26 protein-coding genes are annotated in these 23056 nt (G+C 37.5%); 12 read left to right on the top strand and 14 right to left on the bottom strand.

The features are described from left to right. The 3 genes from BMY70_RS08690 to BMY70_RS08695 form a co-directional block, all read left to right on the top strand. Positions 1-265, top strand: a 265-nt coding sequence (locus BMY70_RS08690) for an integrase core domain-containing protein (RefSeq protein ID WP_143072073.1), incomplete at its 5' end; no start/stop codon positions are given. Between the two features lie 292 nt (positions 266-557). Then, on the top strand, positions 558-764 hold the full coding sequence (locus BMY70_RS31250; RefSeq protein WP_229209537.1) for a hypothetical protein: 207 nt from the start codon (positions 558-560) through the stop codon (positions 762-764). 39 nt (positions 765-803) lie between these two features. Continuing rightward, a complete protein-coding gene (locus BMY70_RS08695) occupies positions 804-1481 on the top strand; it encodes a helix-turn-helix domain-containing protein (protein WP_229209538.1) in 678 nt (225 codons plus the stop codon). Between the two features lie 74 nt (positions 1482-1555). Here the strand turns inward: BMY70_RS08695 and BMY70_RS08700 are convergent, their stop codons facing one another. Further along, positions 1556-2044 carry an Lrp/AsnC family transcriptional regulator gene (locus BMY70_RS08700; protein WP_229209539.1) on the bottom strand — a complete coding sequence of 163 codons (489 nt, stop codon included), beginning with the start codon at positions 2042-2044 and terminating at the stop codon, positions 1556-1558. A gap of 121 nt (positions 2045-2165) precedes the next feature. On the opposite strand from BMY70_RS08700, the gene BMY70_RS08705 reads away from it, so the two are divergent. Both BMY70_RS08705 and BMY70_RS08710 read left to right on the top strand, forming a co-directional pair. After that, a complete protein-coding gene (locus BMY70_RS08705) occupies positions 2166-2588 on the top strand; it encodes a DUF2000 domain-containing protein (protein ID WP_090334805.1) in 423 nt (140 codons plus the stop codon). Positions 2589-2597: 9 nt separating this feature from the next. After that, a complete protein-coding gene (locus tag BMY70_RS08710; protein WP_090334806.1) occupies positions 2598-3560 on the top strand; it encodes an NAD(P)-dependent oxidoreductase in 963 nt (320 codons plus the stop codon). Between the two features lie 226 nt (positions 3561-3786). Here BMY70_RS08710 and BMY70_RS08715 read toward each other — a convergent pair whose 3' ends face one another. Genes BMY70_RS08715 through BMY70_RS08725 form a run of 3 tightly spaced genes read right to left on the bottom strand, consistent with a single transcriptional unit; the run spans position 3787 to position 4741 of the window. Further along, on the bottom strand, positions 3787-4281 hold the full coding sequence (locus BMY70_RS08715) for a nuclear transport factor 2 family protein (RefSeq protein ID WP_090334807.1): 495 nt from the start codon (positions 4279-4281) through the stop codon (positions 3787-3789). Positions 4282-4314: 33 nt separating this feature from the next. After that, positions 4315-4506 (bottom strand): hypothetical protein, encoded by a 192-nt coding sequence (locus BMY70_RS08720; RefSeq protein WP_090334808.1) that lies wholly within the window; start codon positions 4504-4506, stop codon positions 4315-4317. Between the two features lie 7 nt (positions 4507-4513). Continuing rightward, positions 4514-4741, bottom strand: a complete 228-nt coding sequence (locus BMY70_RS08725; protein ID WP_090334809.1) for a DUF6965 family protein — start codon at positions 4739-4741, stop codon at positions 4514-4516. 272 nt (positions 4742-5013) lie between these two features. Between BMY70_RS08725 and BMY70_RS08730 the strand changes: the two genes are divergently transcribed. After that, positions 5014-5802, top strand: coding sequence for a hypothetical protein (locus tag BMY70_RS08730; RefSeq protein ID WP_090334810.1), 789 nt, complete (start codon positions 5014-5016; stop codon positions 5800-5802). Between the two features lie 156 nt (positions 5803-5958). On the opposite strand, the gene BMY70_RS08735 is transcribed toward BMY70_RS08730, so the two are convergent. From BMY70_RS08735 to BMY70_RS08750, 4 genes are all read right to left on the bottom strand, one after another. Then, entirely contained in the window at positions 5959-6270 is a 312-nt protein-coding gene (locus tag BMY70_RS08735; RefSeq protein WP_229209540.1) for a helix-turn-helix domain-containing protein, read from the bottom strand. Between the two features lie 140 nt (positions 6271-6410). Then, positions 6411-6791: a response regulator gene (locus tag BMY70_RS08740; RefSeq protein ID WP_090334811.1), complete on the bottom strand. Its 381-nt coding sequence runs from the start codon at positions 6789-6791 to the stop codon at positions 6411-6413. An 887-nt stretch (positions 6792-7678) separates the two neighbouring features. Beyond that, positions 7679-8845, bottom strand: coding sequence for a UvrD-helicase domain-containing protein (locus BMY70_RS08745; RefSeq protein WP_090334812.1), 1167 nt, complete (start codon positions 8843-8845; stop codon positions 7679-7681). After that, positions 8832-10472, bottom strand: coding sequence for an ATP-dependent nuclease (locus tag BMY70_RS08750; protein WP_090334813.1), 1641 nt, complete (start codon positions 10470-10472; stop codon positions 8832-8834). The genes BMY70_RS08745 and BMY70_RS08750 overlap by 14 nt, the downstream gene beginning before the upstream one ends. Positions 10473-10846: 374 nt before the next feature. Here BMY70_RS08750 and BMY70_RS08755 point away from each other — a divergent pair, with 374 nt between their 5' ends. Next, positions 10847-12217: a hypothetical protein gene (locus BMY70_RS08755; protein WP_090334814.1), complete on the top strand. Its 1371-nt coding sequence runs from the start codon at positions 10847-10849 to the stop codon at positions 12215-12217. Positions 12218-12321: 104 nt separating this feature from the next. Beyond that, positions 12322-12762: a hypothetical protein gene (locus tag BMY70_RS08760; RefSeq protein ID WP_090334815.1), complete on the top strand. Its 441-nt coding sequence runs from the start codon at positions 12322-12324 to the stop codon at positions 12760-12762. 542 nt (positions 12763-13304) lie between these two features. Here BMY70_RS08760 and BMY70_RS08765 read toward each other — a convergent pair. The 4 genes from BMY70_RS08765 to BMY70_RS31255 all read right to left on the bottom strand — a co-directional run bounded on the left by BMY70_RS08765 (position 13305) and on the right by BMY70_RS31255 (position 16207). Beyond that, positions 13305-13865 carry a hypothetical protein gene (locus BMY70_RS08765; RefSeq protein WP_090334816.1) on the bottom strand — a complete coding sequence of 187 codons (561 nt, stop codon included), beginning with the start codon at positions 13863-13865 and terminating at the stop codon, positions 13305-13307. 58 nt (positions 13866-13923) lie between these two features. Next, positions 13924-14376, bottom strand: a complete 453-nt coding sequence (locus BMY70_RS08770) for a hypothetical protein (RefSeq protein WP_090334817.1) — start codon at positions 14374-14376, stop codon at positions 13924-13926. Positions 14377-14402: 26 nt separating this feature from the next. Beyond that, entirely contained in the window at positions 14403-15641 is a 1239-nt protein-coding gene (locus tag BMY70_RS08775) for a Spi family protease inhibitor (protein WP_090334818.1), read from the bottom strand. 323 nt (positions 15642-15964) lie between these two features. Then, entirely contained in the window at positions 15965-16207 is a 243-nt protein-coding gene (locus tag BMY70_RS31255; protein WP_262485741.1) for a recombinase family protein, read from the bottom strand. A gap of 461 nt (positions 16208-16668) precedes the next feature. On the opposite strand from BMY70_RS31255, the gene BMY70_RS08785 reads away from it, so the two are divergent. Next, positions 16669-18036, top strand: a complete 1368-nt coding sequence (locus BMY70_RS08785) for an IS110 family RNA-guided transposase (protein ID WP_090334819.1) — start codon at positions 16669-16671, stop codon at positions 18034-18036. Positions 18037-18285: 249 nt separating this feature from the next. On the opposite strand, the gene BMY70_RS08790 is transcribed toward BMY70_RS08785, so the two are convergent. Beyond that, positions 18286-19200 (bottom strand): IS3 family transposase, encoded by a 915-nt coding sequence (locus BMY70_RS08790; protein WP_090334820.1) that lies wholly within the window; start codon positions 19198-19200, stop codon positions 18286-18288. Between the two features lie 5 nt (positions 19201-19205). Beyond that, positions 19206-19598 (bottom strand): transposase, encoded by a 393-nt coding sequence (locus BMY70_RS08795; RefSeq protein ID WP_090334821.1) that lies wholly within the window; start codon positions 19596-19598, stop codon positions 19206-19208. Positions 19599-19728: 130 nt separating this feature from the next. Here BMY70_RS08795 and qatC point away from each other — a divergent pair, with 130 nt between their 5' ends. From qatC to BMY70_RS08810, 3 genes are all read left to right on the top strand, one after another. Continuing rightward, positions 19729-20922, top strand: a complete 1194-nt coding sequence (gene qatC, locus BMY70_RS08800) for a Qat anti-phage system QueC-like protein QatC (protein WP_090334822.1) — start codon at positions 19729-19731, stop codon at positions 20920-20922. Beyond that, on the top strand, positions 20919-21665 hold the full coding sequence (gene qatD, locus BMY70_RS08805) for a Qat anti-phage system TatD family nuclease QatD (protein WP_090334823.1): 747 nt from the start codon (positions 20919-20921) through the stop codon (positions 21663-21665). The genes qatC and qatD overlap by 4 nt, the downstream gene beginning before the upstream one ends. A 122-nt stretch (positions 21666-21787) precedes the next feature. After that, entirely contained in the window at positions 21788-22597 is an 810-nt protein-coding gene (locus tag BMY70_RS08810; RefSeq protein WP_090334824.1) for a hypothetical protein, read from the top strand. Positions 22598-23056: the final 459 nt, after the last annotated feature.

The raw sequence follows: 23056 nt of genomic DNA on the forward strand, positions 1-23056 counted from the left end.
GTATTCGAATGGCGTAACGCTCGACTTCTCAAGACCAGGAAAACCAACGGACAACCCATATGTTGAATCATTTAATGGAAAGTTCAGGGATGAATGCCTTTCGGTTAATTGGTTCTTATCTTTGGACGACGTCAGAAGAAAAATCGAAGACTTTCGGTGGGAATATAACCATTTCAGACCGCACAGTACGCTTAACGATTTAACTCCAAAAGAATTTGTTAATTTACATCACGAAACACCGGAAACTCTACTTTCAACCGTCTGAAAACCAGGGAGGACCTCAATCCAGGGAATCAAGCAAGAGTAAGTGTCTGATTCTGTGGGCTGATAAAATTTGTAATGATATTTTATTTTGCTGCAAAACCCATGCGCAGCAGATCGGGCTTTAAAAACGGGTCCGATACGAGCCTTTCAGGTTGCATAAAAATGTCTCATGTGAGATTGCATGCCTCATCACACTTGCAAAACGCCACTTTCCTTTAAAATGCAGGCTGTACCGGATTTTAAAGGACTTCTTGCCGGTAGTCTACTTTTCAAATAGCAAACCAGACAACAAAATGAAAAAGGACGAAAATATCCCTCACAAATCCGATTCTTTATCCGCTATACATAAAGCACTTGGCTTGCCTGCCCCCCAGCATCCGCTGATAAGTTTTATCAGCAGGGAAAATAGCAAAAAAGACATTGGTCTGTTGCATGACTTAAATGTTCAGAATTTTTATAAAATATCGTATAGCACCAGGCTTTCCGGCAAAGTGAAATAGAAATATGGTCATACTAATTATGATTATGATCAGGCAGGTATGCTCTTTACAGCACCTGGCGAGTTGATTGGTGGTACTGCTGATGAGCAGGATCATTGGGACTGTATCCTGCTTATTGAACCAGATTTTTTTTTGAATCATCCTGAGGCTGAAAAGACCAGAGGGTATGGCTTTTTTTCCTACACTGCCACCGAAGCGCTGCACCTTTCACAAAAAGAAAAAACGGTCGTTCTGTCTGTTTTCCAAATGATTGAACAAGAATTAAACAGCAGAATAGATGAATTCAGCAGAGATATAATGGTCACTCAGATTGAGTTGCTGTTAAATTACTGTGTTCGTTTCTACAAGCGGCAATTTATCATAAGAGACAATAATAGCAGTGATTTGCTGCAAAGGATGGATCATGTTCTTGATGAGTATTTTAATAACGATCATGCTTTGAAAGCAGGGGCTCCAACCGTGCAGCATCTCTCAGATCACCTGAATTTTTCGCCCGGCTATCTAAGAGATATGCTTAGTTGCCTGACCGGAAAAAGTGCTCAGCAGCATATCCACAACAGGATCATTGACAGGGCTATGGAAAAACTTTCTACCACCAACCTTTCAATAATTGCCATTGCATATGAGCTTGGTTTTGAAAATCCACCATCAGTTAGCACTTTGTTTAAAATGAAAACACAGCTTTCACCACCGGGGTTTGGACACACCTTTAACTAAAAAATACAGGGTCTGTTAATAGCACTTTCATACAGCAAAGATTGCAAGCCATTCAATAATTTAGAATTAAAGAGTCAAAACGGAATAGCAGTAGAGCTTTTTACCTCTGTTAACACGAACGAGCTTTGAATCTTTCCAACGTTTGGAATGGTTGCAAGTTTATTGGAAGCGAAGTTGTTATACGCTTCCAAATCACTAACAATTACTTTTAAAATAAAATCAAATACCCCTCCGGTCAAATAGCACTCAACGATTTCGTCGATCAGCTTTACCTGCTCATTGAACTTAGCAATGTAGTCTGCATTCTGTATATTCAATGATACTGCACAAAATACCAGCAAGGGGAATCCAACTTTTTTCCGGTCGAGCAAAGCGACATACTTGGAAATGTAACCGGCCTGTTCCAATGCCACTATCCGTTTATAAATTGGCGTCTTGGTCATGTGAAGAAGTGCAGATAACTGCTGCATATCGAATTTGGCATTTTCCTGAAGGTGCCCCAGGATCTGCCTGTCAATTTTATCAAGGGCCATTGAAGGATTTTTTCCCGTTACTATTTCCATAAAGCACCGTAAAATTAATTTTTCCCAAATTAATCAACTAAAATAGGAACAAATCGCAATAAAAAATAAAATTACCTTTTAAATAATCCTGTTATTTAAATTTGTTGATAAATTTTTATCTATGGATTTCAACAATCTAAAGTGTGTCCTGATCATCGACAAGCATATCGATACGGGTTCAAAGACCAATGTTGCCAGTATTTTGTCCATCTCGATCGGTGATAAGATCAAAGGATTGGTTGGGCCTGATCTGATTGATTCTTCCGGCATTGTCCATTCGGGCTTAACAAGGCTACCGATCCCGGTATTAGGCGCCACCACAGAAGAAATCATCCGGATCAGACAGAACTTCATTCAGCAGAGGGAAGAAAATGACCTTTGGGTTGATTTTTCCACGTCCGCTCAGCAAGCCAGAACATATGAAGAATATATGGCCAGCATGCAGAGAGCAGATCCTGACAAAATTATTTATTTGGGTATTGCTCTATTTAGTTTTAGAAAAAAAATCAATCGGGCCACAAAGGGGCTTTCACTAATCAGCTAACATTGTGCTATGAAGATTGTTGTATTGGACAAGATGAACTTTCTGGCGGATTTTCCAAAAATGTCCTTCGATTGCAACTGGCAGGAATTTCAAACCAGCCGTCCGGATCAGGTACTGGAACGTCTTTCAGGTGCTCAGATTGCCGTCACCCACAAAACGGTATTAAACGAATCGCATTTTAGTAAGCTTCCGGATCTGAAATTGATTACCACCAATAGCACGGGTTACAACACGATAGATGAAAAGGCAGCCGCACGCTACGGTATTGTGGTTTGCAACGTTCAGGATTGGTGCACGAATGCTGTGGTCGAACATGTTCTGGGTTTCATCTTTTCTTTAAAGAGAAACATCCTACCCTATCATTTGGATATCCGTAGCGGATTGTGGAATGATAGTGGTACCGGAAGTTACGCGCTTTTGCACCCTCCTAAGGGAGAGATAGCCGGCAGCACGCTGGGGATAATCGGCTATGGTAATCTTGGAAGGTTACTAAAACAAAAAGCGACCGGACTAGGTATGAAGGTTCTCATCTCGGACCGAAAAGGTGTGCAAAGTACCCGGAAAGGCTATGTGGCCTTTACAGAAGTGATTACCAAATCTGATATCATCGTTTTGCTGGCTCCGTTGAACGATGATACCTATAAAATGATCGCCGCACAGGAATTGGTGCAGATGAAACCAAGCACCATTCTGATCAATTGTGGCAGAGGCGGATTAGTCGATGAAACGGATCTTGCTAATGCCTTAATTGACAACATCATACCAGGTGCAGGTATTGACGTTTTTGAACAGGAGCCGCCGCGGCAAGACAATCCGTTGATGACCTACACGGGCAACAATTTACTGATCTCCTCCCATGTTGCGTTTTCAAGTCTGGAATCCATTGCCTGCAACACAAATCAAATCGTTAACAATATCGAGCAGTATCATCTCGGCTCGCCTTCAAGGGTTGTTAACCGGCACATGTTATAGCACGCGCTGCGCATACCCTTTTCACAACGGTTTCTCCGGTGCATCTTAAGCATTTGATCAATGTGTTTTCTTCTAACTTTCCTGAAATGTAGTAACATGACGGTGCAGCGGAATCTGGAACAATAAACGGGCTGACGTAAACGTCTGCTAAGAGTGGCATTCATAAGGCCGATCCTGAGCACACCATCTTTGCTCTTCATACTTTTTCACCAAGCTATTCATTCACTTATGGCATCAGCAAAGCACCATCCCAATGCTCGTCCGCCTTGCCATTTACGATACGCCATTGGTCAAACCAGGTAGTTGTGTAGGTTCTGGCAGAATCTTTAGGATGCTTATAGTTACGTACAAAAGCCACGGTCACCAAATCGCCTTCCGCAACCACCGATACAACTTTTGACTTCATTTTTTCGGGAATCGGCGTTGGTTTTACTTTCAGGATCTCTGTAAAGAACTTTACCACTGCCTGCCGGCCGTTGCCCGCATTGGGATTATGCTGAATGTATCTTTCACTGATGTATTTATCGGCCAGCTCCCAATGATTGCTTTCTAATAAATCCTTGACGATATGATATACTACCTGTTTGTTTTTATGCAAACCTGCATCCGGGCTTGTAAACAAAGCTTTCGGATCTTGCGCTGCAACAACAACATCCTGGGCCTTGACAGCCATGATTGATAGTGACATTACGAGCCCACTGCCAATAAGTATGTTTTTCATTTTTTTGCATAATGAAAGGGATTCCTTTTCCGATTATTTTACCCCAGGCGGAACCGGTAGCGGAGCCCAGTATTCAAAGTCAACCTCTTCTGACGTGTCGCTTGAGCTGAACTGCCCACCATTCCAGAATACAAATTCATAAGGAGCGTAAGCATTTAAAAATTCCTTATTGATCGCAAGAAACCAGCTCCCATCTTGTGGAGCACTCGTTTTAGTTAACCACATAGTTAAGTTACGCTTCTTTTAAACAAAGCTCTTTTACCTCTCTCAAATGCTTAAATAAGGAATCGAGCACTTTTTCAGACCCGTTGTATCCTTTTATGTCTGATACACTTTTTGCTATTACGCCATCCACGTTATGGACGATTATATACTTGTTCAAACGAAAAGGAATTGTTGGATACTTGGCTGTTTTGAAAAACTCCAATAGTTCTTTCAATTCTTCGTCGTGCGTACTCATACGATCTATCGATATAAAAAAATATTGGCATTCTCTTAAATCCTATCACGAGGCTCAACCCTGTTTTAAGTGATCTTTTGGATAAAAAAGACGTCATTACGGTACTTTTGCGTCTATTTGAATAAATATTCTCATTTTTTGTAGAACAAATTATTTTACGCATTAGAATTGTTTCTAATGCTTATTAGAAATACATTTACAAAATCTCACCCAGGATTTAGCGGTCGAAGGGTGAGATTGTAATTATTTATTCATTTTTATCCATCAAATTTATGAAACATCTGTTTAAAATTGCTGTATTCTCTTCGGTATTTTTCATGGGTTGCCAAGACAATCAAGATGTGACAACTGTCGATCCTGAAACTGAGAAAAGTGCACTCAGTGAAATTGCTCGACTGGAAAAGGAATCAGGTATTACTTTTGCAAAAAAACAACTCACCCTTACCGACCCTTCAGGATTAAATAAGGTAACCTTACAGGTTGCATCAAAAGATGCGTCTGCACTCGATGAGTACCTTAACTCAAATGAATTATCCATTGAAGGTATTTCTCAAAAGGAATATCAAGATATGGCAAAACATAAAGTTCAATATTCGCAGACAAAAGAAAACTCATCTGTACCTTCCGAGTCGAATAACGCTTCAATAATTACCGAGGCCACATTTGTTCAATTGACTGATAGTTTTAGAGGTTACAGGCTGAATGTAAAGCATAAAGTAAGTTTAGCAAGTGGTAAGGGAGCGAGAGTGCAGGCAAATGTGGAAACTAAACATGTAAGTGATAAATTTCCAGAATATATCGAGCTTACATTTAGATCGGGTACTTCTTCAAATGCCTCAGTTCAAATAGCCATTAATCTTAAACAACAGTGGAACACTCCATTTAATCCTACTGATGGATGGCATACATATGGCTATGGAGGAACTCGGCCAATCCCATACTTGGCATTCATTGACGGTGTTTACAAAGCCGAGGTTAAAGTGATTCGAAACACGGATCACGATGTATCGGTAAATGGAATTTTCGTACCTTTTTATTCTGTGGCATTTATCCAGAATTAAAAGACCTTCTCTTCCTGATATGAAGGGCCGCAGCATATGAGTCAATAGAGAAAGTTATTTTAACATGTTATTTTAAATTGAATGTATTGCAAAAGAACAAAAAGCGGTCACTATGACCGCTTTTTGTTTCTATTTGAGCTTCGTCATGCTTTCCCATTATTTGGTTTTTCCTGCAAAACAAGGCCAAGAGCAAATTCTTAGTTTTCCATAGTTAAACTCATTTCGAATTTTAAGCACAAGTGTCTCTTGCTCATTACTAAACTTTTGACAGCCTAACCGCTTTGGGCGATGTGATCGGTCAACCAACTTCTCTTCGTCCTGCCTTTTAAGCCGCGCGGCGGACCGCCAGCGCTGTAAAGTAGATCTGGCAATACCACATCTGCGAGCGGTTACTGAGATATTTCCCAATTGCTTGTAAAGCGATACCCACTTCTGCAGGGCTTCAATCTTTAAATTTTCAATGGCCATAATAAGGTGGTTGGATTAGAAACACCTCATTTTTTCTCGCAACCTCTCCGGATTTGTGAGAGAGGATTGCGAGAAAAAATGATCATTAATTTAAAGCATTGATAGCAATACAAAAATATGAATACAACTTTTTAGAGAAATCAAAGGAGACTGTAAGTGTAGCGAATGTTATGAACCATCACACTTAAAGCATCATCGGATGCTTCTTTGCTTACATAACCCTTAACACCGACGCGCAGATATCTTGGTGCGAAGATTGCATCAGGAGCAACTGTAACAATCAGAATTTTTAAGTCAGGATTTATTTTCAAAGCGCTGGACACCATCTCTAAACTATCTGTTCCAGGCATGTTTAGGTCTGTAATCAGCATATGGAAATGTGTGTGCGTGAGCTTGGTAAGAACTTCATCACCATTCGATGCAAACTCGACATCATTGTCAGCACCTAATACCTCCCTTAGCATTATTCGTAAACCTTTTTGGACCAGATGATGATCATCCGCGATAAGGGTTGTTTTCATTTAATAAAATTGTTACCAAATATTATTTTGAGATTAAAAATTTAATAGATTGTTTTCACTGGAGCATATTCAGAAAATCGCCAGCCATCAATATGCTACAGCTCCTTATTAAAGATTCTGCTTTGTTTTCCTTTCAATCATATCCAACTTTTTGTACAAGGTTAAATGTTTGATAAAAAACGTGGTGAGCTATTTTTTTGATTCCATCGTTTCGAAATTATAAATATACAATTATTACTACTAATTGATGTCAAAATTAGAAGCCAATATTTTACTAAACTTGTACGAAGGGGCTACGTAAAGAAAATTTCAAGAAATAAATTTTACGTATCTGATAATCTGTAAAAGAGGCGATTAAGTCTTTAAACTATATTCGTCAAAAGAATTTTAAGTGTATAGCTTGTTTTAAGGTACAAGTTCTGTTTAAACTTTTCTGTAAATCGAATTAGTATATCTCGATATTCTATGACATTTTAAAATTTTATATAAAATTAATTTGATGTTTATTTCGAATCTGTTACTGCGGAATTATAATCAAAATTGAAAGCGCCAAGTTTAGGCAGGTATTCTCTAAGTGTCTTTACAGACAAATTGAAATTCAATAATGACTCCGGTTTCTTCCGCCAGTAATTTATAAAGCAAGTCTCCGAATAACCTGAATTTTTGATAAAGAAATTCATCTAGGTAAGTCTCTCAAAAACCACGGTTTTCTGGCATCTATAAACGGATGTTCTGTGATAATAAATCAGGCATACTTGTAAGTTGACTACTCCCCTGGCTTAAAAGATTATGATTTACTGAAAAAGTAGAATGGGCAAATTCGAGATTTACCTAGAAATACCTCGTTAGATTGAATTATAAGTCGATGTATTAAACTCCCATATGAATCACTTTTCCAGTTCCCATTCCTGTATACCATCAATATGCTTATCGAAGAACGAATCGCTAATGATAGCCACGCTATGTCTAGCTCTCGTTAATGCCACATAAAATTTAGCCTTATCAAAAGAATTAGCTTCCTCTGTGCCATTTTTTCCCTTAACAGTTTTCTTCAATTGTCCATCTTGAAGATATTTGGTGATAGCGCCCGTGGGAAAAATAAGGACACGATCAAATCCTAGTCCCTTGCAGTTACCAAAGTTCCATTCTGACTCTAAGGACATTGAATATCTTAGTATAGCCGGAGCGTACTTTTTTTTATAGGAATCAATATCGCAACTCTTTACAAGGAAAACGCCTCTATGATCTCCTTCTCCATATCTGCATTCCATGCAGGAACATGCTGTGCTGGCTGTAAGTTCCGGATAAAGCTTAGACGAGAAACTGCATATTTCCTGATTATTCCTATGAGAACATGCAAGAGTTGTTTCATCAATGAAACAACTCTTTGGCGCTTTTTCTATTATGAACTGCTTAATATTACCATTAGTATATTTTTTATATTTCCGCTCATGATGGGTTAAATAAGTCACTTGTCTTGGGTCTCCAACCATGACAGTCCTAATCCCACTTCGAAGGAAAAGAAGGAGAATTTCGAGATCATTACCGGCTAAGTCCTGAACTTCATCGATAAAGATATGCTGATAGATTTTAGACAAGCGATTTAATAAAGCTCCTCCGGATTGTCTATTACATTTCACGACGAACTTCGAAATTTTGTCTGAATAGATTTTGAAGTTGGAGGAAAAATAGTGCTTCACAAAATCATTCTCTTCTGTATATGGAACAGCAATTTTATGCTTATTAACGAATCGGATACCTGATGCTGAATTAACTAGTAGCATTCCTTTGATTTCACCTTCAAATACAGTGCCCTGATAAGGTCTTACACCATGTTGAAGCAAAAATGAAAACCATGTTTGAATTGTAACATTGGACGGGATAAAACCATGTATTTCTATAAACTTTTTTTTTATCTCACGCTCATTAGCCTCGGTGTAAGTCGTGATCAAAATATTTTGCTCTTGTATTTTAATAGCTTCTCTAACCAGGTAAGTGGTTTTCCCAGAGCCAGCGACTGATAATACCAACCTGTTATTATTATACGATTGCATCAAGAATATATTGAGGAAAGTTTATAGGCTCTTTGGTACTGAATATTTTCAGAGCACAATCGGTCTTGTTGGATTGCATGTATGAATGTAATTCATCTTCCGTCCCTATTCCTCCAAAAATCTTATTGAGAGTTTTCACTCCATTAGACTTAAGAAATTTTGGCTCCAGCGTATTGTAATTAAATTTTTGACCACCAACTTCTAAATTCCCAAAATCAACGACTTCATCGAAGCATATGGTAATTCCTGGTTTAGTATTTGGCGGCAAATAGTCTTTGTATTTTTTCTTTATTGCTTCCGGCTTTCCATCATTATCTGTAACTACACGTACTTCTTTACCAATCTTATCGGCGATCTGTAAAAAACGCAGAAAAGTTGTTCCAACGGAAATGACATCGATACCATCTTGGATAGGCAACCTGCCATTATTTTTATCCATGTAGGCTCTTTGAACCAACAATTCATCACAGTCCCCCTCGACTAAAATTGCTACTTTGCAAAGGATAAGCCTTAGCGTATCATACCCTGGAATTTTTTCAAAAAACTCCTGTGTATTGTCTGGCAACTCTCTAAGCCGAGTAGAATTTCGATTGTCAATAATAATCAAGTTGTCAAGGCCCAGCTTATTTGCAACGAAACTGCTATGGGTTGAAATTAAAATCTGTTTCTCTTTACATTTTTCGTGGATGTCGTGTATTAACTGATTAAGCTTTGAGTGCGATAGGTGATTTTCAGGCTCTTCAAGCAATATGATGCTTGCTTCTTTCGCCTTCTTATGCTCAAGTGCCAGTTTCGTTTTAATTATTGCTTGTTCCCCTTTTCCTATATGGTGGAAAGGTATATCTTCCACCGATGTGACAAAACTCGACTCCCAAGCATCTTTGGCTGATAAATCTATTGTTAATTTCACCTCCTTTGCATTTGCCCCACGTTTCGTTATAGAACTAATAATATCATTGACCTTAACAACCGAGTTATCACTTCCGAATGCTGCTTGCAACCTCCTATGTGCATGTGCTAACCCATTTCTTTCAGGTTCGCTAAGATGATTCTTTATAATATGTGATACATACACATCCGACCCATTCCGAAATCTATTGCTGCTGGAATCGATTAAAGCGGACTTAATTGGAATTTTCCTTGGGGTTATGTGATCCCTCGCGCACGTTGTCCAACTTATTTCATAGAATTCAATCGGTAATGCAGAGATTTCACCATTAAATACATATTCGTTATATTCTTCGTTATATTTTTCCGAAAGCGCAATTTTAAGACACACTCCACATTCGCTCTTTTTTGTGCTATTACCATCACCTTCAAAAAAAGGAAGAGAATCACCTGCTATGAATACCTCTATACTAATTTCTGGAGGAAGAAGTGGAGTTTTCGTCCTGAGACTGTTTAGATAGTCCTGTACAGCCTGGTAGTTGAATAGGTATTCAGAAAGCTCATTTTTAAGATATTTGCCGTTCGATAATCCGGAGAGAGCTAAATGTATAGCTTCCAGAATTGTAGATTTACCTGCCTCATTGTTTCCGACAAGTATATTTAATCCTTTATCGAGATCAAGGCAAAAGGCCTGACGAAACGACTTAAAGTTTTTAATAATGACCTTACTAATGTACATGAAGCCTAGTTTACGTTATTTGTATTATATCAATAGAGAGTAAATATAAAATAAAGATAGTTGGTATTTTGGCAAATTATTTATTTGCTTAAATACTTCAAACAATATTGATAGTCAAAGACTTGTCAAACATCGATTCTCTTATCTTATGATAGCTACATCTTTTCTTTTGAAGTAGTGAAAATGTGTAAAAAGCATTCTCCCAAAACCACGGTTTTAGCGTACTAATCATTCACGTCTATTTAACTTATTATTTGTTAAAAATGTGTAAATTATAGAAATCATATAGTGTAGTGATCTAATTATTAAACGGTTAAAATAATTTTTTGAAAAGAATCTAACTTTTGATATTCTTTCATTTTAACTAATTAACTATGAAAACGATCTACCTTTCACTCTTTGTATTTTCTTTATTGATTCAACAAATCGTATGCTATTCACAAGACCTACCATGCGGTGAAATCCGAACAGGGCTTTACAATTATGAAAATTTAAATACAAGCAGCTCTTTTCGCAGTGATTTTTATGAATATTTATACAATGCTGATTTTAAAAGTGAAAATGATGTTTTATCAGCAGGAATAAGCTTGGAAACCTTGATTCCCGGCCCGGTCGCAGGAACTTTTCTTCCATTTATTGGATCTGGAAACTTTGATAAATCTAGTTACAGCCAGTGGCGCAGCGAGTATAGTAAGACAAGACAAGTGAAAATTTCTTATGAGCAATCTTTTTCACGAGCAAGGCAATATGTAGAAATAGAAGTTGTTAAAGCTTGGTCTAATTGTATGTATATAAATGCTAAGTTAAAGCAGAAAGGCATTGTTACTGAGATAGTACCTATCGATCTTACGACAGTGGAATTTAGAGCTACTTGGGTTTCAGTTAATGGCATTCCTGATATTGGCATTGCCCGATCTTTGGAAGTTACAAATGGCAGGATCTCGACACCAAATGCACAAAACCCATTTAAGAAGGGTGGAGTTATTGATGCAGGTGATAAATCAGTTATTATAACTTTGGTTCCGGGTAAACCATTGATAGTTAGGCTATATCTAACTAAAGATATTATTTCAGATAAATTCCCAGCAGTTCTTCCAGGCAAATTAAATAAGTTTATATCGGATAAAACTGAAATTTTTGCAGGTGAACCTGTAAACCTAGGTTGGGAATCCTCCGGTTTGGTCAATCTCACTTTAAACAACCAACCAGTTTCAGCTTCAGGATCGCGCGACTTTTATCCAACAGCGAATGAGACTTATACTTTATCGGGAGAAGACGTCTTTGGTTCAAAAATACAAAAAACACTATCAGTAAACGTTAAGCCAGCACCAGTTCAAATAGTAAGTTGTCAAATTAATTATCATGTGCCAGCATGGGCCGATGATAAAGAAGGACCCACACTTTTAAATATTACAATTTCAACTGAGGACCAACAAACGTTGTTGTTTTCGGCACAACGTGGTGGATCATGGGATCCCTGTCCCATTCCCAAAGGACAGGACTTATTAGTGCCCATGCAACGTGCACCTAATATTGCTCTAAATCAATTAATTAAAGACAAGTTACGTAGAGTATATGTATACTTAGTAAAAAATCCTCATGGAAATGATAAGGTTGTTCTTGAAGTCACTGGAACCTTCTTTCTATCGGACGGAAAAAGTATTCCATTTAATGTTAAACAATTTAGATTAGAGGACAATGATGACCAACATGACAGCGCATTTGCGGAAGTCACTTGGCCTTAACATTGGATTTTTATTATTCTACAAAACTTTAGGTATAAAAAAAATTAATTTTAGGAAATAAGGTAATCTACTGTAAGGTAGCATAATTAAATCCGTGTAAATCTATGAACTCCACAGGCGGTGATGCACATTTAAACTGGGAAATAGCTAAGACAGAATATGAAGAAGCTCTTAATCAATATCGAAATACAACTCTCTTACGAAGGCAAGATATAGCTTTCATAATAACAGTTCAAGGTGCTGTAATAAGTATAATTGGATCAAAAATGTTGATGCTCGACATGTCCAGCCTTTTATTATCTGCAGTAGCAGTTTTTCTCCTGTTTATTGGTCTTAATAATGAACTTAGATTGTCTAAATACATGGAAATTTATATGGATCGAGCTAAAGAAATTGAATCAGAATTTGGCTTAAAATTGATTATATCGGCCTATGAAGTTCGACATAAGAAGTTTGAATTTTCAAATTCAAAAACCTTCCCCGCCTTTTACATTTTCCTAATAGTTTCTTGGCTATTTGTATGGGTTAAAAATTTTATATTATAGTTCCTATAAAGTCGCTGGGGGGCTATATCCCTTTATTTTATAACTGTCGGTTTAAGCTATATAGTGAATTTAGCTGACTTGATCTCTGAATTCGATTCCTATTGGTAAAGCAGCATAAAAGAAGTAACTGATATGCACTCACAAGAAAAAATCTTCCAGACCAGTTTTTCCCAGAGCAGCATTATTATAAAGCTCATCCTAGCCGAGCCTGCCAGTAGGGACAGCAGTCCCGTGCAGTACTCTATGCATATTATTAACTATTTACCAATAGTCTTTTTTTTTAATTTAAAGATTCTCAGCTGAACTTTTTATTCATCTAAACTTTACAGCATTTGTTACCGATTACAATTTCTTTAAAGACCATATATAAATCGTATTAATTAATGATTGTGTGAACTCACAATATGAGGTTTATAACTAGTGGCCCTAAGTATAGGAATGGAATGGGATAGCTATTGAAGTTTTCCCTTTCTTATTCAAGTAATTTTAACCGATAGTACAGAATGTCCTTAGGTGTCGTTAAAGGATTAAAGTATTTAGTGCTAATTAAAACCTAATCCCAGCGATGCGCCGAACCAACGTAGCGTAACTTGCTGTGCAGATGATTTATCAATATTCCAATTAGGAGACCAAAATAATCTTAGAACTGGCCCAATCCGTTTAGGTTGAAAACGGATACCTAGATTGGCCACTGCAGGATAATAGAAAGAACTAGTACGGTGAATACGATTATTTACGTCATCGTATATCCGCCGCCTATATGCCAAGAGAAAACCACCACCAACTTCTAATGCAATACGTTGGTTGGAACTTACATGGTTGACAATTAAAGATATTGAATATGTTTTCGTCTGCCCGGATTCTAAAGGTCTATTTAATCCAATATTTATTCCTAAGCCACGATGACCGCGACGAAAGCGCATATCGTAGTGTAGTGAGTAACCGAGTGAAGTCCCTAAAGCCTCAATATATATAGCCTTCGCACGATGATCTGTCCAATAATCAGGTATAGTGCTAGTGGTGTCTATTTGAGCAAGCAATTTAGGAACTTGAAACAAAATCAATAAAAACGTGATGATAATACATCTATAATGGTGGCTCATAGATAATTAATTATGCAGACCAGCTTAAATGAAGAGTTAAGCTGGTCTGCTCTTACGTTTAGTTCTTGCGACTGTAATAATACTTCACCGAATCTTGCGCACTACCAATTTCAGACAAATACGCCGAAGTCTCCAACACATCATCTTTTCCGAGTTCGCGGTATATTTTAAAAAAACGCTTTAAACCACCTCTATAAGTAACCAGCACAGTCATTTTAGTGGCGTCCGCTATTGGCCAGGGGTCTCGGCTCCAGAAATATGTATCAATCAGCGTATCATTTCTGTAAACTCTATCAAAATTTCCATTGCCCTCATTACTTGATTCAAAGGTATTTGTATAACCGATTTGATTGCCAATCTTAGTTTTTGACGGTGAAACTACCTTATCTAACTTCCAGCTTCCTAACAAATACTGTGTTATGGGGCCGCCAGTATCAAACCCAGGAGAGGGTTTATTACAACTTCCCAATAATAGCCAAAATAGAATGATTAATTGATAACGGTAAAACATAATGTACAAAGTTTATAATCGCTAACTTAAGGCCTTATTCCTGTAATTACATGTAAATTCCCATTATAGTCTTGACCGCCAGGGTTATATGCACCGAAAGAATACCAATCATCATAACTTCCACTCCATCCCCAGTTCATATGTAAGTATGTATATGTCCACTCATTGCATTGCTTGGTTGAACAATTAAATTCGCTGTAATGATTTTGTTGTAAACCGTCACAAACCCAGATATGGTAATCACTCAAACATGTTAAACATGTCGACCCCCAAAATATTACAGGATGATTACCCGTCAAATCATTTTTGATTTTCTGGAAGCTATATGCTTCGTCGGTTCCACCACCATTAGAATATCCCAGCATACTAAATCCCGTCTTTACATCTCCTGGCCATGTAAAAGTATTGCATGAAAAAGCATAATCGTATTGTGATTGAGCATACGTTCCCATCTTTTTCATTAAAAGTGCTAAACTCGTCTGCTCAGGCGTAGACACTGTGCAAGAAGTATTTGAATATCGAGGCCTTGTCGACGGGTGGTAAAACTCATCGACCTGAGCCATTGCCACAGGACCGCACCCAGCCAACATTCGGCCGCAGCCATCACAGTTTTTTGACGTACTGAGCTCAGCCGTGGAAATATTCTTTTGTCCCCAATGTGTTGTTAGTAAAGGGCCAAAAGTAGTTTGACGGTTCTGACATTGAAATTGGCCGTATTGATACCATTCGTAGCAATTCGTATCCATGATTCTGCCATTTTTATCAGAAAAATACTTTTTCCATTCTTTACCTATAATATCACCCCCTTCCAAATTTCTCTTTCTAACATCTCTGATTTTAACTTTTGCAGATTCCATCCAAAGCAAAACACCCTTTGGAATATCTTTGGTGTCAAACTGATTTTGTTCCGAATAGGCTAAAATTGGCATTGTCCTGATGTCCGCAGAAACTATTGTAAAACCCTTTTTTAGATTTATTATATGAAAAAGGGGTTTTTTATCAATTGAATCCACAATTGTTTCTTGCCCTGTCACCTCCAATGTTGCTGCAATTTTAGCGGATGAAGTATTATTTTTTTGATTTTGTGCTAAAATATATCGTTGAGCCACCTCCGTAGCTTCCTGCATCGACACTGTGAAGTTGTCCTTATTTACCTCCTTGACATCAGGAATGGTTGATATATCACTTTTATTACATTGAGATAAAAATAGGAGAGACGCAAATAAAATAACAATATAAAATGTTGAACGCAAAAAAATATTCATAGGTCGTTTGTTTAAATTTGAAGGATAAACAAATGTAACCTATTTATTATTTATTTTAATTATATTTATAATGATAACATAAAATATAATTAAAAAAATTAAAATTATAACTTTAATCATCTATTTGTATTAATAGTATTTATAGTCATGTGATAGTTAAGATGCCCAATTTCATCCAAGTATTTAAAATTATTTTTTGCCTTAGCAAGATAATTATAAACAGTTCCGTAAGCGACACCAGACCTAATACTAATCTGATTCATTGATAATCCAGATGTTTGTAAATTCAATATTTGTTGTAGTTTGCCTGGATGTAACTTGTTTCAGGATATCTGTTTCCCTTGTGCTTTTGCCCTGGCCATACCGGCTTTTACCCGCTGGCTGATCAATGAGCTTTCAAATTGTGCCAGAGAAGCCAACACATGAAATATCAGTTCACCGGTCGGTGTAGTGGTATCGATATTCTCCTGATAAGATATAAAATCAATTCCCATACACTGAAACTCCTTTATAGCATTAACCAGTGCCTGGGTTGATCTGGCAAACCGATTATATAGCCCAACCAAGGGTTAAATTAAAAGATTGAACGAAAAGTACCGCAGGTTCGGTAGAGCTTTTTTTCTAGTGAGACGTTGGCTAGGTGTAAATCTCACCACTTTCTTGGAATTTGAAGAATTTAAAATTTATCAAAAGATGCTCGTCGGAACTCGCTACCAAAAAGCATTGTGATTATGCTGTATCGTCCTGAAATCGTTAGACTGCACAAATTCCGTTGAATAAGAATGACAACTGGGAAACTTTTTCGATATTTCATTATCTTGTTCTAGCTTCATAAATAAGCTCTTAGGTTTAATGGTACCTTAAAGTCCTTCCTGAAATCTGGGCTGGAATGTATACTGTCTCGGTTATTGCTGAGATATTTGTTGAATTAGTTGGTGATCTCTGTTTGAGAATCCCGTACAGAAAAATCTTATATCCTTAAAATACATTTCCATGAAGCTATTTCATTATTTTAACACGAAATGTTATGGAAAAGAAATCATTGCCACTGCAAGTCATTAATTACAATGCGGCGGGCATAGACGTTGGATCTCGTAGCCACCTGGTGGCCGTAGACCAAAATAAGGAAAATGTACGCTCATTTGGAATTTACACAAAAGATCATGAACTGCTTATTACGCACCTTCAAAATCACGGCATAACTTCGGTGGCCATGGAAAGCACCGGAAGTTACTGGCAAACCCTTTTTAATGCGTTACAGAAGGCCGGATTCATAGTCCTTTTAGTAGGCGGAAGCCAAACTAAGAATGTGCAAGGCCGGAAAACTGATGTAATTGATTGCATCTGGATCCAGAAATTACATTCTCTGGGTCTTTTGTCTGGCAGCTTTTTACTCAGTGATTTTCTTCAGGAACTTCGTACTTATTATTACCATCTGCAGCATATAGTAGAACAAATTGCAAAGTATACGCACAAAATGCAAAAGGCGCTTCGGTTAATGAACGTCAGGTTAGATGTGGCTATTCGGGATATTACGGGAAAATCCGGTCTCGCAATCATTGATGCTATTTTATCCGGAAATAGGGATCCACATTATCTGGCATCTCTAGTTGATATCCGGATGAAAAAGTCAAAACAGGAAATAGCAGATTCTCTGAAAGGTTGGTGGCGCGATGAACTGCTTTTCGAACTTAGCGCATCACTGGATTTTTACAGATTATATGAAAAAGCACTTCAAGAATGCGACAAAATTATTGAGAAGGCTTTGCTAAAATTTGCTCCTGTTAATACACTGTTGGAATCCGATAAAGAAAAGCCAAATAGAAGCAAGAAAAAAAGCAGTAAAAATGCTCCTGTATTTGACGTCTCTTCTATTGCCTGGCAGTATTTCAAAACGGATTTGTTTGCTATATCTGGAATTAGTTATAGTACCGTGCTTTGTCTGTTGACTACCATGGGCGACGACATACATAAATTCCAATCAGCAAAAAGCTTTGCCAGCTGGCTCCGCCTGGTCCCAAATAATAAAATAAGCGGCGGTCGGATCATCAGTAGCCGGACACCATCTGGAAAGTCTTACTTAGCGTCAGCACTGCGTCAGGCAGCCAATTCTATTGGTAATCAAAAAGACCACGAATTAACTCCGTTTTTTAAAAGAATCGCTTATAAAAAAGGTAGGATAACGGCTATAACCGCTACTGCCAGAAAGCTTGCTGTTATCATTTGGAATATGCTTACCAAAGCAGAACCATATAAGAAACAGCAGGTAAAAGAAACTAATCAAAAAACAAAAGCAGCTGGGCTAAAACAAGTCGAGAGACGTATAGATGCACTAAAGTTAAGCCAAAGCGAACTTAAAACTCTTTTCGCAAGAGCTTCATTATTAATTAATTAACGAGGAGTTGTACAGAAAAAACCTTACAATTCCGATTGATAATCCTGATTTAACTTTACGCATCTTTTTGTTAGTACTACCATAATCTTACACCTAGATTTTCTTAATACTGTGATTACTTTACAAGTATAATGTAAGCCATTTGCCAATTTAAATTTAAAGTAAATTTTCTATTGGCTTTGAACATTGTTTCTTGTAATCCCCCCTCATTTAAAACGGGGGGTTATAAGAAACAATGTGGAGATCGAATTATGCTTCATAGGACTCGGGTACGTCTTTCTTTTTCTTGCGATAAGTTTTCCAGCGCTTTGATAACTGTCCTTCGCGTTCGTGTGCCTGTTCAGGAGTTAAATAATCAACACTCGCGTGTGGCCGTTTGCCGTTGTATATCTGAATAATTCTCGAGATGGCCTTCGATGCTTCTTTGTGATTTTGATAAACCCGCTTCGGATAAAATTCATTTTTTATGATGCCATTTACCCGTTCCGCAAGTGCATTGTCATATGGACTACCATTCTGAGTCATACTAATCGCAATATTTTCGTCACCCAAAATACTTACATATTCCGCAGAACAGTACTGAATTCCGCGGTCAGAATGATGGATTAGAAAATAGGGCGAGTCATATTTTCGTCCTTCAACTGCCATCTTTAGCGCATTAATGCAGCCAACCGCCTCTAACGTTTGGTAAAGAGAATAACCTACAATTTTTCTCGAAAATGCGTCTGTTATCAGGCTTAGATAACTAAATCCTTCGAGAGTTCTTATATAGGTTAAATCGCTCACCCACAACTGGTTTGGTCCAATTACTTCCAGTCCCTTGATTAAATTAGGATACTTTTTTAGCCAATGATGAGAATCAGTGGTCTTTACCATACGCTTCCTTCTACGGATCAAAAGACCATGAAACCGTAGCAGTTCAAACAACTGATCTCTTCCGATTTTAATACCATGCTGTTTTAAATCAGGTATTAGTAGGAAAAGAAGTTTTCTGGTCCCAATAAAAGGAATGTTGCTCCTGTATTCTCTGACTAAAGACAAAATCAGCATGTGAGCTATTGATGTTTTCTTTTCGTGCTCTGCTGCGTCGTAATAAGCCTGACGTGTCACACCAAACAGTTCGCAGAGACTTCCGAGGCTTTCTTCCGGATGTTTCTGCCGCATCCTTTTTACTGTTTGGAACCAGGCTTTTTTCTGATCTTAATATGAAGTTCCTGTTCACTCACTTCGATCATAGTTTGCAGTCCGCTAATTTTCAAATTAGCCTTTTCAAGTTGCTTCGTTAAATCCTGTACCTGTTTGGCCAGAATCCTGGTCTTTGAGTTCTCATTCATATTGCCGATGGCTTCTTCTGCCACCTCGCGTGGCCTAGCATTAAACGAAGAAAATTCAGCAACCCATGTACCAAGCGTTTTTCGATTTAGACCATATTTCCGAGCAGCAGCTCTCTGGCCAATTAGTCCGGAGTTAATTTCATGAACAATCTTTTTCTTCTCCGTATCGCTTAGTCGTTCATACGGTTTTCGATTTTTTACAGTAACTTTTTTCTCTTTTGCTTTCATCCTTTTAGCTTTTGTGTAAAGCTATTTCAGGACAATACACCAGACTAATTATTTAAAAACGGCTAAACTAACTCTTTTCAAGAATTTTGATTCTAGGGAAGTTAGCCTAACAGCCTTTTTAAAATCTCTAATGCGTCTTAGATTAGTACCTTCTGAGGTATCCATGGATCTTTTAGTGATAGCTTGTACAATGTATGCCGCAGATACAAGAATTAGAAGGGAGCATCACAGCGAGGATAACTGGACAAGAATAATCGAATTATTCATTCCCGTTAGTAACCTAGGGTTGTGGAATTCTGAACGACGGTCGCTAGAAAAAATATTCCGGTTTTTGACTGGCGATATTTGGTCCATAACCTTCAGGGAACGGTCTGCTAATTCCGCTGTTTTAGCCCCAGTTAGTAAGCTAAAAAGATTTATGATGCCGTATGAAACGGATACAGTTTGTTTGTTTTCTGGTGGAATGGATAGTTTCATTGGGGCAATAGACTTATTGGAAAAAAATATAAGACCATTACTGGTTGGGCATTCGAAGAGCGCTGATGTTTCTCCGTATCAAAAGGGTTGTGGAGAAGCTTTAAATAATCATTATAAAGAAAATTCCGCCCAGAGAGTATTCGCCTTTATAAAGGTACCCAAAGCAGGTTTGTTCAATAGTGAAGATCATACTGAAAGGGGTAGATCATTTATGTTTTTAACGTTGGGAGCAATCTGCGCATCCTGTTTGAAAGATCGTTCAAAGTTGATAGTTCCAGAAAATGGAATGATCAGCCTTAATATTCCTTTGACCCCCTTGCGAACAGGATCACATAGCACCAGGACAACTCATCCTCACTATTTCGGTTTGATGCAAAGTCTTTTTGATAACTTATCTTTGGGAGTGACTATCGAAAACCCCTATCAGTTTAAAACTAAAGGAGAAATGTTGCTCGAGTGTTTGAATAAAGATCTCGTCAGAATTACGCCGACGATGTCTTGCAGTCACCCCTCCGGAAGATTTGAGGGTTTGGGTAATTTGCATTGTGGATCATGTGTTCCGTGTATTATAAGGCAGGCTTCATATCTATCAGCCGGGATTTCCGATGAATTCAGGTATCGAAGAAATATTTTCAAAGAAGAGGGACTGAGAATTTCGAAAGCGGAAGGTGCAGACATAATCGCGTTCAAATATATGATCGAAAAAGCCAAGTTAAACCCCGGTTATCTAACAGCTGCAATTAGGAACACCGGGCCTCTAGGAGACCAAGTCGATCAATATGTTGACGTGTATAACAGAGCACTTTTGGAGGTAGATAAACTAATCAAAGAGGTGGTTTTAATATGAGCACTATATATATTGACACACATTGTCATCTTGACTTGTTGAAGGAAATCGATAAGAATCCGACGCAAGAAGATCGATTGCCGATCAAGTCAATTAGTGTAACTAACGCCCCATTTCTATTCAAACCTAACACTATACTTTTTGCTCAATCCAAAAATATTAGGATTTCTCTAGGTTTACATCCCGAGTTAGTAAGCACTTACCACGATCAAATTGATATTTTTAAACAAATGCTTCCATTGACCAAATATGTTGGAGAGGTGGGTTTGGACGGCTCAATTGAACATAGAGGCAACTACATGCTACAGAAAAAGGTTTTCGAAGAAATTCTAGTGGCTGCGGGTGCCGAGGACAACAAAATACTTACTGTGCATTCCAGAAATGCGGCAAATGAAACCATTGAATTAATTCACAAGCACCTAAAAAATACCAATTGTCAAGTGATATTTCATTGGTTCTCCGGAAACATAAACGAATTAAGAAGCGCGTTGAAATATGGTTTTTATTTCTCGTTCAATCATCGTATGGTAACCTCAAAGAAAGGACAGCATCTCATAGCCGAAATTCCGAAAGACGCGGTGTTGACCGAGTCTGATGCTCCCTTTACATTTAACAATAAGATTAAAAATAGACTTGATTCTATTAAATTTTCTGTAAAAGAAGGAAGCAAATTATATAATATTCAAGAGGAAGAGTTTAAGTCTGTGATATACAATAATTTTAAAACTATGCTTTTAAAGTAGGCAACAAATTAGGAATGTCATTCAGGGGCGTTAATGCTTAGAGAATTAGTATAAACTTCAAATGATCTATTTAGCCAAAGCGCCTTTTAACGAAAAATTCAACCAGAACGCTATTTTATTATATGAAAAACATTGAAAAATATAAAAGTGATTTACAACATTTGATTGATAAAGGTGAAAAATTAGATCTTTCCATAAGGTATGCTTGCCATAAAGATAATTTTGAAAAGCAACTTAGAGAAGCGATAAAAGACGAGAAGAAGGTAAAAGAATTCATTGAAAACATATTGCCATTTAATAGAGAATATCAAAGTTGGTACTCAGAATCGCTTGTGTTGGTAAAACAATTAATGCCAGATAGACGGAACGACTTTGTTCGATTATATGAAAAACCAAAGACACGAAAGGCTATTGAATACGGTAATTATGTAATGGAAGACTATTTACAAAACTTAACCGTTAACAGTGGTTATGGAGAAAAAAAAGTTGGACCAGACGCAGCAATAAGTCAGTTTGAACAACAGTTAAATATTTTGAAATCTTTAGAAAGACGATTTGAGAGTTCTCTTTTTGACATTAGACAGTTAGTACAGGCAGATCTATTTGATAGCGAACTTGATTCAGCAAGAGAACTCAATAAAAACAAATTCTCTAGGGGTGCGGGTGCCATTGCAGGTGTAGTTCTTGAAAAACATTTATCCGAAGTACTAGGGAATCATAATTTAACAACTTCCAAAAAGAACCCTTCGATTTCTGATTTTAATGACATCTTAAAAAATGCAGGTGTTTATGACACACCAAATTGGAGAAAAATTCAACTTTTAGGTGATATAAGAAACTTGTGTGACCATAATAAAACAAGAGAACCAAAACAGGAGGAAGTTGACGAACTTATTTCAGGAGTTGAAGCCATAATTAAGACGATTTTTTAAACCTATTTAATAAAACAATATTAAAATAAAAAATAAACAAATCAGATTATGAACACAATTGAAGCAATTAAGCCTGGACCTAAACCTAACAAACCAGATGGGACACCAGATGAAAGAAGGCGAGTCACACCAGAATCTCAGCCAAAGCATCCTGGCTTAAGACCACATAAACACAAACCAGGCGACCAAAAATAAAGACAAATAATAACCATGGATTGCGCAAGTCACATCATGGTTATTATTTATTATGACATGCAAAAAGCAAATCAATTTTATCTAATATCCTATCAATTTTGCACCTTGAAAATTAACTTAAAACTGACCCAACTTGGTTTTCCTTCGAAAATTATGCCGCCAGAATTCCCCAGTTATTAACCAACATCCAAAGCTCGTAAATACGTATATCGGTACCGTTTAAATTAAAGACAGGTTGGTCCAAACCAGCTTTAGTTCGCAGGA

Source organism: Dyadobacter koreensis, assembly GCF_900108855.1.
Classification (GTDB): Bacteria; Bacteroidota; Bacteroidia; order Cytophagales; family Spirosomataceae; genus Dyadobacter; species Dyadobacter koreensis.